The sequence below is a fragment of the Methylobacterium sp. Leaf106 genome (assembly GCF_001422895.1).
GTDB lineage: Bacteria > Pseudomonadota > Alphaproteobacteria > Rhizobiales > Beijerinckiaceae > Methylobacterium > Methylobacterium bullatum.
This window is the reverse complement of record NZ_LMNB01000033.1, coordinates 95,385-111,848: the sequence shown is the minus strand read 5'-3', so window position 1 is coordinate 111,848 and position 16,464 is coordinate 95,385. Positions and strand designations below refer to the sequence as shown.

General features: G+C 69.0%; 14 protein-coding genes. 7 read left to right on the top strand and 7 right to left on the bottom strand.

Annotation, left to right across the window (positions count from 1 at the left end; genetic code table 11):
• The first annotated feature begins 3 nt into the window (after positions 1–3).
• The 4 genes from ASF34_RS18175 (at position 4) to ASF34_RS18160 (ending at position 4,719) form a co-directional block, all read left to right on the top strand.
• Positions 4–879: a branched-chain amino acid ABC transporter permease gene (locus ASF34_RS18175; protein ID WP_018043210.1), complete on the top strand. Its 876-nt coding sequence runs from the start codon at positions 4–6 to the stop codon at positions 877–879.
• Positions 879–2,795 carry a branched-chain amino acid ABC transporter ATP-binding protein/permease gene (locus ASF34_RS18170; RefSeq protein ID WP_056163197.1) on the top strand — a complete coding sequence of 639 codons (1,917 nt, stop codon included), beginning with the start codon at positions 879–881 and terminating at the stop codon, positions 2,793–2,795. The genes ASF34_RS18175 and ASF34_RS18170 overlap by 1 nt, the downstream gene beginning before the upstream one ends.
• The gene (locus ASF34_RS18165) at positions 2,782–3,486 is read left to right on the top strand and encodes an ABC transporter ATP-binding protein (RefSeq protein ID WP_018043208.1); all 705 of its coding nucleotides are present in this window, start codon (positions 2,782–2,784) and stop codon (positions 3,484–3,486) included. Before ASF34_RS18170 ends, ASF34_RS18165 begins: the two co-directional genes overlap by 14 nt.
• Positions 3,487–3,717: 231 nt before the next feature.
• Positions 3,718–4,719 carry a polysaccharide pyruvyl transferase family protein gene (locus ASF34_RS18160; protein ID WP_056163193.1) on the top strand — a complete coding sequence of 334 codons (1,002 nt, stop codon included), beginning with the start codon at positions 3,718–3,720 and terminating at the stop codon, positions 4,717–4,719.
• Positions 4,720–4,992: 273 nt separating this feature from the next.
• Here the strand turns inward: ASF34_RS18160 and ASF34_RS18155 are convergent, their stop codons facing one another.
• Complete coding sequence (locus ASF34_RS18155) at positions 4,993–5,652, bottom strand: 3-oxoacid CoA-transferase subunit B (RefSeq protein WP_018043206.1); 660 nt, start codon at positions 5,650–5,652, stop codon at positions 4,993–4,995.
• A gap of 20 nt (positions 5,653–5,672) precedes the next feature.
• Positions 5,673–6,401 carry a CoA transferase subunit A gene (locus ASF34_RS18150; protein ID WP_056163190.1) on the bottom strand — a complete coding sequence of 243 codons (729 nt, stop codon included), beginning with the start codon at positions 6,399–6,401 and terminating at the stop codon, positions 5,673–5,675.
• Positions 6,402–6,844: 443 nt separating this feature from the next.
• Between ASF34_RS18150 and ASF34_RS18145 the strand changes: the two genes are divergently transcribed.
• On the top strand, positions 6,845–8,776 hold the full coding sequence (locus ASF34_RS18145) for an AsmA family protein (RefSeq protein WP_056163188.1): 1,932 nt from the start codon (positions 6,845–6,847) through the stop codon (positions 8,774–8,776).
• On the opposite strand, the gene ASF34_RS18140 is transcribed toward ASF34_RS18145, so the two are convergent.
• Genes ASF34_RS18140 through ASF34_RS18125 form a run of 4 tightly spaced genes read right to left on the bottom strand, consistent with a single transcriptional unit; the run spans position 8,764 to position 12,207 of the window.
• Positions 8,764–9,549 (bottom strand): ABC transporter permease, encoded by a 786-nt coding sequence (locus ASF34_RS18140; RefSeq protein ID WP_056163186.1) that lies wholly within the window; start codon positions 9,547–9,549, stop codon positions 8,764–8,766. The genes ASF34_RS18145 and ASF34_RS18140 overlap by 13 nt on opposite strands.
• Positions 9,546–10,433, bottom strand: a complete 888-nt coding sequence (locus ASF34_RS18135; protein ID WP_056163182.1) for an ABC transporter permease — start codon at positions 10,431–10,433, stop codon at positions 9,546–9,548. Before ASF34_RS18135 ends, ASF34_RS18140 begins: the two co-directional genes overlap by 4 nt.
• Positions 10,433–11,518 carry an ABC transporter ATP-binding protein gene (locus tag ASF34_RS18130; RefSeq protein ID WP_056163179.1) on the bottom strand — a complete coding sequence of 362 codons (1,086 nt, stop codon included), beginning with the start codon at positions 11,516–11,518 and terminating at the stop codon, positions 10,433–10,435. Before ASF34_RS18130 ends, ASF34_RS18135 begins: the two co-directional genes overlap by 1 nt.
• Positions 11,515–12,207, bottom strand: a complete 693-nt coding sequence (locus tag ASF34_RS18125) for a Crp/Fnr family transcriptional regulator (protein ID WP_018043200.1) — start codon at positions 12,205–12,207, stop codon at positions 11,515–11,517. The genes ASF34_RS18130 and ASF34_RS18125 overlap by 4 nt, the downstream gene beginning before the upstream one ends.
• Before the next feature lie 409 nt (positions 12,208–12,616).
• Between ASF34_RS18125 and ASF34_RS18120 the strand changes: the two genes are divergently transcribed.
• Positions 12,617–13,495, top strand: coding sequence for a UDP-3-O-acyl-N-acetylglucosamine deacetylase (locus ASF34_RS18120; protein ID WP_056163177.1), 879 nt, complete (start codon positions 12,617–12,619; stop codon positions 13,493–13,495).
• A gap of 21 nt (positions 13,496–13,516) precedes the next feature.
• Here ASF34_RS18120 and ASF34_RS18115 read toward each other — a convergent pair whose 3' ends face one another.
• Positions 13,517–14,452, bottom strand: a complete 936-nt coding sequence (locus ASF34_RS18115; RefSeq protein ID WP_056163174.1) for an AEC family transporter — start codon at positions 14,450–14,452, stop codon at positions 13,517–13,519.
• Between the two features lie 106 nt (positions 14,453–14,558).
• Between ASF34_RS18115 and ASF34_RS18110 the strand changes: the two genes are divergently transcribed.
• Complete coding sequence (locus ASF34_RS18110) at positions 14,559–16,433, top strand: ABC-F family ATP-binding cassette domain-containing protein (RefSeq protein WP_056163171.1); 1,875 nt, start codon at positions 14,559–14,561, stop codon at positions 16,431–16,433.
• Positions 16,434–16,464: the final 31 nt, after the last annotated feature.

Here is a 16,464-nt window from a genome sequence, read left to right as displayed (position 1 = left end):
GTCATGCCGAGCACCGCCGTCCTCCTCTCGCAGGCCTTCAACGGCCTCGCCCTCGGCAGCCTCCTGGCTCTCGTCTCCAGCGGGCTCACCATCATCCTCGGGACGCTCGGCGTCCTGAACTTCGCCCATGGCGCGCTGTTCGCTGTCGGCGCCTACACGGCCTTCGTGATGATGCAGGCCACGCACTCCTTCGTGCTCGCCATGCTCGGCGGCTGCGCCATCATGCTCATCATCGGTTTCACGATGGAGCGGCTCGTCATCCGCCACTTCTACGCCCGGCCGGACGAGGACCAGATCCTCGTCACCTACGGGATCGGCATCGTCCTGGTCGAGGGATTGCGGGCCGGGTTCGGCGGCAACAGCCAGCGGGTTCCGGTGCCGTCCTGGGGCACCGGCGCGACGAAGCTCGGGTTCATGGTCTACCCGACCTATCGCCTGCAACTCATCGGCATCGTCGCGGCGCTCCTCGTGGGCCTCTACCTCGTGCTCTACCGGACCTCGGTCGGCCTCGTGGTGCGGGCCGGCATCGAGAATGCCGGCATGGTCGGCATCCTCGGCATCGACGTGCGGCGGACCTTCCTGCTCGTCTTCGCGGTGGGCATCGTCGCCGTCGGCCTCGCCGGCATGCTCTACGCCCCCGTGGTGGCGGTGACGCCCGACATGGGCGCGAGCTTCATGGTGCAGTCCTTCGTGGTCATCGTGCTCGGCGGCCTCGGGTCCTTTCCCGGCGCCATCGTCGGCGGCCTCATCGCGGGCGAGATCATCAGCCTCACCAGCGCCTTCGATTCCGCCTACTCGGAGGTCATGCTCTACGGCCTGATGGCCCTCGTCCTCGTGGCGCGGCCGCAGGGCCTGTTCGGCACGGAGGGACGCGTCTGATGACACGCGGCCCCCTCCGGGCGCTGTTGCCCGAGCTCGCCCTCTTCGTCGCTCTCCTCGCCGCCCCCATCCTCCTGCCTCCGCTCGGCTTCTCCCACGACCTGCTGTCGCGGGCGCTGAACTGGGCCCTGTTCGGCCTCGGCTTCGACATCCTCTTCGGGCTCGCCGGCCTGCTCTCCTTCGGGCAGGCGGCCTTCTACGGGGCCGGCGGCTTCGTCGCCGCCTACCTGCTGGTCTCGGGGACGATTCAGAGCGTCTGGCTCGCCTTCCTCATCGGCACGCTGGCCGCCGGCCTGTTCGGTATCGCCGTCGGCTGGCTCGCCGTGCGGCGGATCGGCATCTACTTCGCCATGATCACCCTGGCCTTCGGCCAGATGGCCTATTTCATCCAGAACTCGTCGCTGTCGGATTATACGGGCGGCGAGAACGGCATCGCCGGGGTGCCCGTACCGGTGATCGGTTTCGGCGAGGGCGCCTTCCGGATCACGGCGGGCCTGCCGATGTATGCGCTGCTGGCCGCGACCTTCTTCTTCGGCTTCGTGCTCGCCCGGCGCATCGTGCGGTCGCCGGTGGGCCTGATCCTGAAAGCCATCAAGGAGAACACGCCCCGCGTGGCCATGCTCGGCCACGACGTTCCCGCCTACAAGCTCGCGGCCTTCACCATCGCGGCGCTCTATGCGGGCCTGGCCGGAGCGATGCTCGGCTCCTTCCAGAGCTACATGCCGCCGGACGCCTTCGCGCTCGAGACGTCCGGCCAGCTCGTGGTGCAGACGATCGTCGGCGGGGTCGGCACCCTCGTCGGCCCCCTGGTGGGGGCGGCGCTCTGGCTCTGGCTGCGGGACAACCTTCAACTCGTCCCCGGCCTGGGCCCTCTCTGGAAGCTCATTCTCGGGATCGCCTTCATCGGTCTGGTGATGGGCCTGCGCCGCGGCATCTGCGGCGAGATCCTGCACCGCTGGGAGCGACGCCGCGACGCGGCGCTCCTGCGCGCCGCCGAGGCCCGCACCGAGGTCATCGAGGCGGCGACCGGCGCGGTCACTCCCGAAATCCCGGCCGAGGTCGCGCTCCCCATGCCCCGGCCGGCCATCGACGGCCGCGCGTCGCACGCGGAGATCGCCCTGGAGGCCCAGGATCTCGCCCGCCATTACGGAGGCCTGAAGGCCGTGGACGGGGTCAGCTTCCGGGTCCGGCGGGGATCGATCCATGCGGTGATCGGCCCGAACGGCGCCGGCAAGAGCACCCTCTTCAAGATGCTCTCCGACGAGGTGAGCCCGAGCGCCGGCTCGGTCCTGCTGTTCGGTGAGCGGCTCACGGGGGCGGGGGTGACCCGTGCCACTCAGCTGGGCGTCGCGAAGAGCAACCAGCTCAACCAGCTCTTCCTCAACCTCACGGTGCGGGAAAACCTGCGGGTGGCCGCCCTCGCCCGGGCGCGCGGCAGGTTCCGCCTCGATCTCCTCGCCCCCTCGGTCGGGCGGGCGGAGGTGGAGGAACAGGTGGAGACCATGCTGGCCATCCTCGATCTCGGCCCGCGGGCGGAAACCCGCGCCAGCATCCTGGCCTACGGCGAGAAGCGCCGCCTCGAAATCGGGATGGCGCTGGCGACGAGCCCCAACGTCCTCCTCCTCGACGAACCGCTCGCCGGGATGAGTCCCTCCGAACGGGTCGCGACCTGCGCACTGATCCGGCGGATCGGACGGTCCTGCACGATCCTCATCGTCGAACACGATCTCGATGCCGTCTTCGACCTCGCCGAGCAGGTCACCGTCCTCAGCGACGGGCACCTCCTCGCGGATGGACCGGCCGAGGACGTGCGCCGCGATCCCGCCGTGCGGAAAGCCTATCTCGGCACGGGGCCGGAGGAGGACGAGATCGGCGAGTCCACTCGCATCCGGGGAGCCATGAATGAGCCTGCTTGAGGTGGAGAGCATCAACACGCTCTACGGGGATTCGCACGTCCTGTTCGACGTGTCGCTCCGGGTCGAGGAGAACGAGGTCGTGGCGCTGCTCGGCCGCAACGGCGCGGGCAAGACGACGACGCTCCGGACGCTGATGGGCGCCCTGTCTCCGCGCAGCGGGACGATCCGCCTCGACGGCAAGCCGATCCACGGCCTGCGGCCCGAGAAGATCGCGCGTGTCGGGATGCAGCTCGTCCCGGAGGAGCGCGCCGTCTTCGGCACTCTCACGGTGGAGGAGAACCTGCGCGTCGCCCGCCTGACCGCGCAGAAGCCATGGTCCCTCGACCGGATCTGGGAGGTTTTTCCGCGATTGAAGGAGCGCCGCACGTCGCGGGGGCGCACCCTGTCGGGTGGCGAGCAACAGATGCTCTCGATCGCTCGGGCGCTCATCCGCGATCCCCGGATCATCCTCCTCGACGAGCCGTTCGAGGGCCTGGCCCCCCTCATCGTCCAGGACCTCATCGCCTTGACCCGACGCCTCGCGCAGGAGGGCCGGACGATCGTCGTGGTGGAGCAGAACGTGGCGGCGGTGCTGAGCTTCGCCCAGCGGGTCTACGGTTTCAACAACGGCCACGTCGTCTACGAGGGGCAGGCCGCCGATCTCCGCGCCGACGCCGCGCCGATGCGGGCCTTCATGGGGCTTGCCGGGTAGAGCGCCCGTCCCGGATGGCGGCCTACGCGTCGGACGATGCCGCATCCGTCACACGACACGAGGCTGCATGCGAGGAGAGCACACCGAAACGCCTCGACAGGGGCTTTGCGCCCTGAGATAAGCCTCCGGCGATCGCTGGATGACGAGGCGTTTTAAGTCTTTGTCGCCGCGTGGCATTTTTCCGAGAAGCGGCTCCGGATCCCGAGCCGGCTCTGTAGGGAGAGGCGAACATTGGCGATTGATGAAGAGACTATTGCCGAGAAGACGTTCCTGACCTTCCTCCGGAATGGGGAGCGGGACGCCTTCCTTCAACTGGAAGCCGAATTGCTGGGCCAGTCCGTCGAGAGATGGGGAGCCCTGGTCGCGGCGTATCGCTCCCTGCTCACCCTCGACGACATCGCGGCGGAGGCCGGGCTTGACGAGCGGTTTCGTCCGAAGATCTGGTGGATGCGCAGTCCGTTCCCGGGGAATTTCGGCGATATCCTGACACCCTACGTGCTCTGGCATGCCTTCGGCGTCATGCCTCGCTGGTCCAATTCGAAGCAAGCAGACGGGCTGTGCATCGGCAGCATCGCTAAGTTCGCCCGGCCCGGCATGCATTTGTGGGGGACCGGCATGCCCCGCAGTACCGACGACCTCTGCCCGACCGCGATCTATTCGGCGGTTCGCGGGCCGCTCTCGCGCGACGCCGTTCTGGCCGCCGGTGGACAATGCCCCGAAATCTACGGCGATGCCGCCATCCTGCTGCCCGAGCTCTACGCGCCTGCGGTGGAGAAGACCCACAAGGTCGGCATCATCGCGCACGTCCTGCAGGAAGCGCGGATCCGCGAGGCCGTCGAGGCGGTGGGCGCCGACCACGTCAAGGTCATCTCGCTCCTCGCCGTGTCGTTCGAGGACATCGAGCGGGTAATCCGTGAAATCCTCTCCTGCGACGAGATCGTCACCACCTCGCTGCACGGCCTCATCGTGGCGCATGCCTATGGTGTCCCCGCTCAATCGGCGCGGCTGTCGGAGGGCAAGAAGGAGGCGAAGGATTCCTTCAAGATGCGGGACTACAAGCAATCGGTGGGTCTCTCCGACGAAGCCCTCGAACTTCCCCGGACGTTCAGCGACCTTGCCTGGCTCGACCACCGCGCCTGCGTGCTGCCGCCCTCCCCCCTCGACACGAAGCCTCTGCGGGCGGCCTTCCCGTTCCCGGTCCGATTTCAGGAACCGCCGGCCGCGAGGACCTGAGCAGGTTCGCATTGGCAAGCCAATGCTTCACCTCGCTCAGGCCTTTGGAGTGTCGCGGGTTTCGGGACGCAAATCCCGTGACCACTTTTGCTAAACCTACTCAAGGGACCCACGCGGAAAGATCGGTCCTGTCAGGCAAAAGGCTCCCGATGCGGTTGCATCGGGAGCCTTTTCATTATCGGGCCGCGGCGACTCGGGGGCCTCGGACAAGACCTGGCCACTTACGGCTCTCGTTCTAGGTACGGCGGCGCAGTGGGAGTTTGAAAGAGCCGCTCAGTTCAGCGCCACGGTGAAGGCGCCCTGGGTCTTGGAGCGGATCTCCTCCTCGGTGACGCCATCGGCGAGCTCGACCAGGACCATGCCGCCATCGCCCTTCTTGTCGATGGTGAAGACGCCGAGATCGGTGATCACCATGTCGACGACGGCGGTGCCGGTCAGCGGCAGGTCGCAGGCGGTGAGGAGCTTCGGGCTTTCCGACCCGTCCTTCCCCTTGGCGGTGTGCTCCATCACCACCACTACCTTCTTCACGCCGGCCACGAGGTCCATGGCGCCGCCCATGCCCTTCACCATCTTGCCGGGGATCATCCAATTGGCGAGGTCGCCGTTCTCCGCCACCTGCATGGCACCGAGGATCGACAGGTTGATGTGCCCGCCCCGGACCATGCCGAAGGAATCGGAGGACGAGAAATAGCTCGTGGTCGCCAATTCGGTGATCGTCTGCTTGCCGGCATTGATGAGGTCGGGGTCTTCCTCGCCCTCGTAGGGGAAGGGGCCCATGCCGAGCATGCCGTTCTCGGATTGCAGCTGAACCGACATGCCGTCGGGGATGTAGTTCGAGACCAGGGTCGGAATGCCGATGCCGAGGTTCACGTAGTAGCCGTCGCGCAGCTCCTTGGCGGCGCGCGCCGCCATCTGTTCGCGGGTCCAGGCCATGGTGGTGTCTCCCTAGGATGTCAGACGGCGGCGGAAGAGGCGGCGGCCTCGCCACGCTTGCGCGTGGTGCGCTGCTCGATCCTCTTCTCGCGGATCGCCACGTGGATGATGCGCTTGACGAAGATGCCCGGCGTATGGATCGCGTCGCCGTCGATCTCGCCCGGCTGGACCAGGTGTTCCACCTGAGCGACCGTGACCTTGGCGGCGGTGGCCATCATCGGATTGAAGTTGCGGGCGGTCTTCCGGTAGACGAGGTTGCCTTCTGTATCGCCCTTCCAGGCATGGACGATGGCGAGATCGGCGAAGAGACCGCGCTCCATCACGTAATCCTCGCCGTCGAACTCGCGCACTTCCTTGCCCTCGGCGATGAGGGTTCCGACGCCGGTCTTGGTGAAGAAGGCCGGGATGCCCGCCCCGCCGGCGCGGATGCGCTCGGCCAGGGTGCCCTGGGGGTTGAACTCGATGGCGAGTTCGCCGCCGAGATACTGGCGGGCGAATTCCTTGTTCTCGCCGACATAGGACGAGATCATCTTGGCGATCTGGCGGGTCTGTAGCAGCTTGCCGAGGCCGACATTGTCGATGCCGGCATTGTTGGAGATGACGGTGAGATCCTTGACCCCTGACGCCTGGATCGCGTCGATCAGCTCGTCGGGAATGCCGCACAGGCCGAAGCCGCCGGCCATGATCGTCATGCCGTCCTTGAGCAAGCCGGCGACCGCCTGCGTGGCGTCGGAATATACCTTCTTCATCTCAAGCCTTCCTCCCGAAATCCGGTTCCTGGCGCCGTTTCGGGCTGCCCTGCGAAACGCGAGCCAATCCCGCCTCCCCGGCCCGGCTCGCGCGGGGCTCGGATCGACAAGGGAGGGCCGCGTCCGTCTGTCCTGTCTCTGCGCCAGGACATGCTCTGCGCCAGGACATGGCGTTTCGGCAAGATCCTGCGGGAGAACATCGTGGTGGAAAGAATAAGGGTCACGAGACCTGTAGCAGGTCGAGCCGTCGGGGAAGGACGGCTCCAAGGACGAGAGCCCGTTTCCGAATCCTCCACTGCGGAGAAATGATGCATGGCAGACAAACCCCGTCCGGCTCGCTATGGAATGAAACGGGGGGGCAGGTTTTCGAAGATCGACCGCAGCGGCTGGGCGAGGCCGTGCGCGGGACCGCGCGTCGCGGTTTTGCTCCGATAGGGAGAGATATGCCGCTCCGTCGCCTCCTGCCGGCCGTCTGTATCGGCAGCCTCGTCCTCGCCCTGATCGCTGCTTGCCTGCCCTGGTCCGTCGCCTCCGCGCGCCTCACGCGGGGCGTCGGCAAGTCGCTGGCGACCGGTTACGGAATCGCGATGACGGCCGGGGGGCGGGCGGGCATCGCCCTGCTTCCCATTCCACGGCTGGATTTCGAGGGAGTCCGTCTCAGCGCCGGGACGGTCGACGGGCCGCTTCTCGCCGAGGGCGGAACGCTCACCCTCAAGCTCGGGATCCGCGCCCTCCTCGCCGGCCGTATCGAGATCGATACCCTCTCCCTCGAGCGCACCACGATCACCCTCCCCGTCGATGACGGGGACCGGCGCTGGGTCGAGCCGTTCCGCCGGCTCAAGGCGCGCTTGACCGAGGGCGGCGCGTCGCGTCCCCGTCGCATCAGCCTCACGGATGCGATCCTGGTGGGGCGCGATCCGCGCGACGGCAGTGCCCAGACCGCCAGCGACGTCGATCTGGTCCTCGCCTGGCCGTTCTGGAGTTCGCAGACCAACGTCGCGGGAAGCTTCGTCTGGAACGAGACTCCCACCCGGTTCTCGCTCTCCGGGGTTCGTCTGGACGAGCTGTTCTCGGGCCGTGAATCCCCGTTCTCCGCCAGCGCGACCTGGCCCGCAGGCCAGATGACGGCGGAGGGAAGCGGCAGCCTCGCCGACGGGGTGTCGCTTCGCGGCCAGGGCAGCCTGCAGACCCGTTCCCTGCGCGAGACTTTGGCCTGGGCGGGGACGGACATCGCCCTGTCGCCCTTGCTCGATACCTTCGCCATAGACGGTACGTTCGAGAGTTCGGGCCGCAACCTGCTCCTGCCGACCATGCGTCTGCGGCTCGGTGACAACAGCCTGGAAGGTGCCGGCTCGATCAGCTTCGGCCAGGGCCGCCCGGCCCTGCAGGCGACCCTGGCGGCGGAGAACCTGAACCTCGCCCCCGTTCTGGCCACCCTGGTCCGGGTCTTCGGCTCGGACGACACGTTGAACGCCAACGGCTGGAGCCGTCAGAGCCTGACCCTGCGGCCCTTCACCGGCGGCGACCTCGATCTGCGTCTCTCGGCGGGCAGTGCCCGCCTCGGCCCGGTGGTGATGGAGGATCTCGCATCCAGCCTGCTGGTGCGCGACGGCAGCGTCGAGGGCTCTCTCGTCCGCGCGATGGTGAGGGGCGGCCTCGTCAAGGGACGGTTCGGCCTCACCACCTCCGCCACCGATCGCGGCGAGACCGAACTGCGTGCGCAGGGGGCTTTCGACCAGCTCGATCTCGGTGCCTTCCTGGTCGATGTCGGGCAGGAGGGCTGGATCCTGGGCAATGCCCAGGGGCACTTCACCCTTGAGGGATCGGGCCGTACCGCCGCCGGGCTGATCGCTCACCTCAATGGACGTTCGTCCTTGGCCATGGAGAACGGCACCCTCGCCGGCCTCGACCTCGCCGACGTGATCCACCGCAACGGCGTCGCCGCCGATGGCGCCCTGGTCCGCCGGAACGGCCGTACGCCCTTCGAACGCGCGGGGGTGGTGCTGCGCTTCGTCGACGGGATCGGCGAGATCACGGATGGAATGCTGAAGACCACGTCGCTGTCCGCATCGCTGCGCGGAACCCTGTCGCTGCCGGAGCGGACCCTCGCCGCCAGGGCGGAACTGACACCGCGTGCATCCACCGACACCGTCCTGCGGCCGGTCTCACCCAAGAACCTGTCTTCGGCCCCGGCGCAGGGGCCGCTCTTCGACATCGACGGTCCCTGGGACGCCGTCGCCGTTCGCGTCATCCCGCGCGAGGGCGGTTCCGACCTCGACTCCCGGGGCGGCTCGATCCTGGCTCCCGATGCGATGCAGGGGCCGCGGACGGGGGCGCTCGACCTGCCGACGCGGGTGCGCGCCTACGTGCCCTGAGCGCCGGCGGAGGGGCGGCCGGTGAGGAAGGACGCCGTCAGCACGACGAGGGTGACGCCGCCGACCAGTAGCGTCGAGGCGGCGTTGATCTCCGGGTTCACGCCGAGACGGACCTGGCTGTAGAGCCGCATCGGCAATGTCGTCGCCCCCGGCCCCGAGACGAAGCTCGCGATGACGAGGTCGTCGAGGGAAAGGGTGAAGGCGAGGAGGAACGCCGCCGCCAGGGACGGTGCGATCAGCGGCAGGGTGACGGTGGCGAAGACGCGGATGGGTCCTGCTCCCAGATCCGCCGCCGCCTCCTCCAGGGAGCGGTCGAGCCCCTTCAACCGGGCGCCCACCACCACGGCGACGAAACCGAGGCCGAGGGTGGCGTGGGCGATGACCAGGGTCGCGAGGCCACGGTCGAGGCCGAGCCCGACGAAGAGCAGCAGCAGCGACAGGCCGGTGATCACCTCCGGCATCACCATCGGCGCGTAGACGAGGCCGGTGAAGGCGCCCCGTCCGGTAAAGCGGCCGCTGCGGTCGAGAGCCAGCGCCGCCAGGGTGCCGAGGACGGTCGCCACCAGGGCGGCGAGCGCCGCCACTTTCAGGGAAACGAGGGCGGCGGCGATGAGCGGGCCGTCGTTCACGAGCACTCCGTACCAGCGTGTGGAGAACCCGCCCCAGACCGTCACGAGGGACGAGGCGTTGAACGAGAAGACGACGAGGACGGCGATCGGCGCGTAGAGGAAGGCGAGCCCGAGCCCGAGGCTGGTCCGGTTGAGCGGACTCATCGGCCGACCTCCCCGCGCCCGCGTTCGGCATCCCGGAACAGCACGATCGGTCCCACGATGAGGATGAGGAGCAGCACCGCCACCGCCGAGGCGAGGGGCCAGTCGCGGTTGGAGAAGAACTCGCTCCACAGGACGCGGCCGAGCATCAGCGTGTCCGAGCCGCCGATAAGATCGGGGATGATGAACTCGCCCACCATCGGAATGAAGCAGAGGAGCGCGCCCGCGACGATGCCGGGCCGGGCCAGCGGCAGCGTGACGGTCCAGAACGCCCGCGCCGGCGAGGCTCCGAGATCGGCGGCGGCCTCCGTCAGGGTCGGGTCGAGGCGGGAGAGCACCGCGTAGAGCGGCAGCACCATGAAGGGCAGGTAGGCATAGGTCAGCCCGATCATCACCGCCGCCGGCGTGTTCAGGATGTCCAGGGGGCGGGCGATGAGACCGGTCCAGACGAGGCCGGCATTGAGCAGGCCCTCGGGCTTCAGGATCGCGATCCAGGCGTAGATGCGGATGAGGAAGCTCGTCCAGAACGGCACGATGACCAGGGCCACGAGGAGCGGCTGGAGCCGGGCCGGCGAGCGGGCCAGGGCATGGGCGACGGGCGTGCCGAGGATCACCAGGATCGCCGTCGCCGTGGCCGCATAGACCAGGGAGGACAGGGCCGCGTCGCGATACAGGCTGTCCCCGGCCAGGGTCTCGAAATTGGCGAAGTCCAGGGCTTCGAGGAACGCGCCCCATCCATCGATCCCGGCGCTCCAGTCGAGCACCGGCAGGTAGGGCGGCTGTGCCGTCGCCGGCGAGGACAGGCTGATCTTGAGGGTGATGAGGCAGGGCAGCAGCACGAAGGCGGCGAGCCACAGATACGGCGCAACCGGGAGGAGCCGCTTCATCACGCCGCCATGACCGTCGCGGCGTCGGGGGCGAAGGACAGGCGGACCGGGGCGCCGCCGGCGATCCCGGCTCCGGCCGGTAGGCTCGCGCGGATCGTGCTGCCGTCCGCCATGCGGATCTGGAGACGGATGCGGTCGCCGAGATAGGTCGAGCCCTCGACGTGCCCGTCGAGGGCGTGGCGATCCCCGGTGGCCATCGGATCGACGGGTGAAGCCCCGATGCGCTCGGGGCGGAGGGCGACCAGCGCGGAGGCGCCGGCGGCCGGGGCGCCCTCCCCGAGGGCGAGGACCGGACCGAGGGCGGTCTCGACCCGCACCAGCCCCCCGTCGGTTTCCCCGACCGTCCCCGGAATGAGGTTCACGTCGCCCAACAGCCCGGCGACGAAGCGATTGACCGGCCGTTCGTAGAGCGTCTCGGGCCGGCCGATCTGTACGAGACGGCCCTTGTCCATCACGCCGATCCGGTCCGCGAGCGCCATGGCCTCGGAAGGGTCGTGGGTGACGATGACGAAGGCGGTGCCGAGGCGGCGCTGGATCGCGCGCAACTCCCCCTGGGTCTCCTCGCGAAGCCCCCGGTCGAGGGCGCCGAGGGGCTCGTCGAGGAGGAGCACCTTCGGTTCGCGCGCCAGGGCGCGTGCGAGGGCGACGCGCTGGCGCTGGCCTCCGGACAGGGTCTCGGGTGCCCGGTGCCCGAATTCGTCCATCCGCACCAGGCGCAGCAACGCGTCCACGCGGGCGGAAGCGGCCGAACGGCCGAGGCCTTTCAGCCCGTAGGCGATGTTGCGCGCGACGCTGAGATGGGGAAACAGCGCATAGGACTGGAACATCATGTTCACCGGCCGCCTGTGCGGGGCGAGGCCGGTGAGATCGGTGCCGTCGAGGCGGATCGCCCCCTCAGTCGGCGTCTCGAACCCGGCGATCAGGCGAAGCAGGGTGCTCTTGCCGCAGCCGGAGGGGCCGAGCAGGCACAGGATTTCCCCCGACGGCATGTCGAGCGAGAGATCCGCCACCGCATCATGGGTGCCGAACGTCTTCGTCAGCCGTTGGAGGGTGAGGAACGGGAGCACGGCGTTCCGCGCCGTCAATTGTCCTCGCGCAAGGCTTCGGCCACCCGCGCCTCCAGCAGGTCGGGCCGGCGGATGACGAGGGCGCCACGGGTCCGGTCGATCAGGCCATCGGCCGCCATCACGGTGAACTCGCGGGTCACCTGCTCGCGCCGGCAGCCGATGCGGGCGGCCAGCACGTGGTGATAGGGCGGCGGCGTCACCACCCGTTCGCCGTCGCCGCCGGCGCGCGGCACGGACAGGCGCAGCAACTCGGCATAGAGCCGGTGGCGCAGGTCGAGGAGCGCGTGTTCCATCAGCCGCGTGTTGAGTTCGCGCACGCGCTTGGCGAGCAGGCGGAACAGACGGTCGGCGATAGCCTCGGAGGCGAAGATCATCTGCCGGAAGATCGGGGCCGGGACGACACAGACCTCACCGCGGGTCAGGGCGGTGACGTTGGCCGAGCGGCCGATTCCGTCGAGGGCCGCGAGCTCGCCGAAGAACGCGCCGCCCCGCATCTCGCCGAGGATCACTTCCTTGCCCGATTGCGAGCGGTTGAGGATGCGGACCTCGCCGGAGGCGAGGAAATAGACGTCGGTGGAGATGTCGTCGTAATCGACGAGGACTTCGTTCTCGTCGAACCGGCGCCAATGGCAACGGGTCTCATAGGTCGACAGCTCGATTCCCGGCTCCTTGAAGAAGGGGATTGTCGCCAGCCGTCCTGCGGTCACGGGTATCGTCTCCTAAAGCGGGTGATCGTTAAGCTGCCGGTCCCGTGGGTCAACCCATTCCGGCGGCCCATCCCTACCAAAAAGTCGGTCCGCCGGATTTAGGGGTCCGCTGCGGCCTCGCGATCGCGCCGAGGAAAGCGCCCTCTCCTCGCGCGTAGTTTACCTGCCTTTGCGATCGAGCGGGGTTACGATAGGCGCGCGCCGGAAATGAACACCCTGTCTCATGACAATCCCGGTTGATCGCTCCGGGAGCCGAGACGTGCTGGTAAGGTCAGCGTCATCGAGAGACGTCGCGGGCGCGACCCGTCAGCCGGGGCCACCCAGGATCGAGGCGGACGTCCCCTCGCCGTGGTGGACGCGAGACGTCGCGGCCGATTCCCCCGCCCCATCGGTCCAGGCCGCGCACGACGTGGCGCCGGCGAGTGCGCGCCAACGGCAGGCGACCCTGTCCGCGAGCGTCCGTCTGACGGGCTACGGCCTTCATACCGGGCGCCGCGTCACGGTCACCGTCGCGCCCGCCGGCGACGACCACGGCATCGTGTTCCGACGCGATCTCGGCCGTGGCCGCACGGTGGATGTGCCGGCCCTGTGGACTTTTCGCGAGACGCAACCGCTCTGCACCGCCCTTCGCTCGCCCCACGGCCCCCTGGTCCGGACCGTGGAGCATCTTCTGGCCGCGCTCTACGCCCATCGCGTCGACAACGCGCTGGTCTCCCTCGACGCGGAGGAACTGCCGATCTTCGACGGGGGCGCACTGCCCTGGTGCGAGGGGTTGCGCGCGAGCGGCCGGACCGAGAGCGACGCGCCGCTGCGCAGCATCCGGGTGCTGCGGCCGGTCGAGGTCCGACAGGACCACCGGACGTTGAGGATCGCCCCGGCGGATGTGCTTCACCTCTCCGGTCGTCTCGAACTCTCGCATTTCGATCCCATGCACTGGTCCGGCACGATCACCCCGGAGGTGTTCACCGAGCAGCTGGCTCCCTCGCGCAGTTTCGGGCGGGCCAAATGGGCGATTCCGGCCAAGATCTACGGCACGCTCCTGCGCAAGCCGCTGCTGCGGGGGGCGAACCTCTCCTCGACCGCGTGCATCGTCGGCGGGCGGATCATCGGCGGCATGACCGTGCCCGACGAGCCGGTGCGCCACCGCATGCTGGATCTGATCGGCGATCTGGCGCTGGCGGGATACCCGATCCTCGGCCGGATCGAGGCCGCGCATACGGGGCACGAACTGAACCACGCCCTGGTCGCGGCCCTGTTGAACGATCCCGCCGCCTGGGAGCTGACCTGACGCGGGTCCCGCCGGGGCGCCTCAGCCGATTCCGGCCAAAGCCAGCACAATGGCCAGGACGAGGGGGAGCGCCACCCCGGCGATCACGGTCTGGGTCGCCGTGATCCCTGCCATCAGCGGCGCGTCCCCGCCGAGCTGGCGCGACATGATGTAGGACGACGACGCAGTCGGCAGGGTCTGGAACAGCAGGGCCGTCACCGCGGCCGGACCCTTGAGCCCCAAGGCGAGGCAGGCCAGCACGGTGGCGGTCGGCATCAGCCCGAACTTGATCAGGGACGCCACGGCGACCGGCCTGATCCAGCTTCGCGCCGACCCGAAATCGAGGGCGGCGCCGACGCAGAGCAGGCCCAGCGGCAGCGACGCCTGGCCCAGGGCTCGCAGCATCGGCTCGAGTCCCGGTGGCAGGCCGAGCCCCGAGGCCTGGAGCGCGATGCCGCCCAGGCTCCCGAGGACCAGCGGATTGAGGGCGATCTGCCGCGCGAGGCCGAGGGCCGAGGGGCGGCCCGCCGTGCCGAAACGGGCGAAGACCAGAACGCAGAGGACGTTGACCGTCGGCACGATCGCGGCGTTCGCCACTGCCGCCAGCGCGATGCCCTGGGCGCCGTAGAGACCCGCCGCCGCCGAGACCCCCACATAGTTGTTGAACCGGATCCCACCCTGGAACACCGAGGTGAAGGCCGGTCCGCCGAAGCCGAGGCGTGGCCGGGCCGCCAGCGTCAGGCCGGCCACCGCCAGGGTCGAGAAAACCAGGACCAGGGCGAGCGCACCCACCGGGACGTCGGCGAGGCGTGCGGTGGCGAGGCTGTCGAGGAGCAGGCTCGGCAGCAGCACGTAATAGGCGAGGCGTTCGGCCTGCGGCCAGAAGCCCTCGGCGAGGAAGCCGAGGCGGCGCAGCGCCGCGCCGAGGCCTATGAGGAGTGCGATCGGAACGAGGGCGGCGAGAAGCGTCACGGTCATGGCGGCCGGATTACAGCGCTCAGCCCCCGCCGCATACCTCACCCTGCTGCCCTCGCCTCGTGACGCTCCCCTTGCAACCCTTGCCGCGCGCCGCCAGAAGCCTTCCATGCTCCGCGTCAACGACCTCACCTACCGCATCGGCGAACGCCTGATCCTCGACGGCGCCACCTTCGTCATTCCGGACCGGGCCCGCGTCGGGCTCGTGGGCCGCAACGGCGCGGGCAAGACGACGTTGTTCAAGGCGATCCTCGGCGAGTTGCCCACCGAGGGCGGCACCGTGTCGATGCCCAAGGGCATGCGCATCGGCGCCGTGGCGCAGGAGGCCCCGGCCGGCCCTGAAACGCTGCATGCCGTCGTGCTCGCCGCCGATACCGAGCGGGCGCGCCTGATGGCCGAGGCGGAGCACGCCGACGGCCTGCGCCGGGCCGAGATCGAGACGCGCCTCGTCGACATCGAAGCGCATTCGGCGCCGGCTCGCGCCGCCGCGATCCTGCACGGCCTCGGCTTCGACGCGGAGGCGCAGGGCCGGCCCTGTTCCGACTTCTCGGGCGGATGGCGCATGCGTGTGGCGCTGGCCGCCGTGCTGTTCTCGGAGCCCGACCTGCTCCTCCTCGACGAGCCCACCAACTACCTCGATATCGAGGGGACGATCTGGCTCTACGACTATCTCGAGCGCTATCCGCGCACCGCCGTCATCATTTCCCATGACCGCGACCTGCTCGACGAATGCGTCGATCACATCCTGCATCTCGACCGCGGCAAGCTCAGTATTTACCGGGGTGGCTACACCTCCTTCGCCCGGCAGGTGGCCGAGAAGCGCGTGCTGCAGTCCAAGGCCAAGGCCAAGCAGGATGCGGAGCGTGCGCATCTCCAGAGCTTCGTCGACCGGTTCAAGGCGAAGGCCACGAAGGCGCGCCAGGCCCAGTCCCGCGTCAAGCGCCTCGCCAAGATGGAGATCATCGCCTCGGTGATCGAGGACGACGTGCCGGCCTTCCGCCTGCCGAGCCCGGAGCGGCCGCTGTCCCCGCCCATCGTCGCCATGGAGCGGGTGCAGGCGGGCTACCCGGACCGGATCGTGCTCTCGGGGCTCAACCTCAGCCTCGCCCCCGACGACCGGGTCGCGCTGCTGGGCGCCAACGGCAACGGCAAGTCGACCTTCTGCAAGCTCATCGGCGGGCGCCTGCCCCCCTTGAGCGGCGAGATGCGGCGCTCGGGCAAGATGGAGGTGGCCTATTTCGCCCAGCACCAGCTGGACGAGTTGCGCCCCGCCGAGAGCGCCTACGCCCATGTCCGCGACCTGATGCCGGACGTGCCGGAATCGAAGGCGCGCGCCGCCGCCGCCCGGCTCGGCTTCTCGGGCACCAAGTCGGAGACGCCGGTCTCGCAGCTCTCGGGCGGTGAGAAAGCGCGCCTGCTGATGGGCCTCGCGGCCTTCAAGGGGCCACATCTCCTCATCCTCGACGAGCCCACCAACCATCTCGACATCGAGAGCCGGCAGGCCCTGGTAGAGGCGATCAACGACTACGAGGGCGCTGTCATCCTGGTGAGCCACGACCGCTTCCTGGTGGAGGCCTGCGCCGACCGGCTCTGGCTCGTGGCGAACGGCAGCGTGAAGGCCTTCGACGGGGACATGGACGATTACCGCCGCTTCGTCCTCGCCGGCCCCGAACGCGAGGCTCAGACGAGCGCGTCCGAGGCGACCGGCGGGGTGAAGGCGCTGGAGCGCCGCTCCAACGCCGACCGCCGCGTGGCTCTGGCCCCCCTGCGCAAGAAGCTGGAGGCCGTCGAGGCGCGGATGAAGAAGCTCACCGACGCCATGACCAAGATCGACGCAGCGCTCGCCGACGGCACCGCCTTCCAGACCAACGCCGCCAAGGCCGGAGAACTCGCCAAGATGCGCTCCGACGCCGCCGCCGCCCTGGAGGCGGCCGAGGAGGAATGGCTGGAGCTCAGCGGCGAGATCGAGGGCGCGACGGCGTAGCGAGGTGTAAGCCTGGATCGACCGGGCAGCC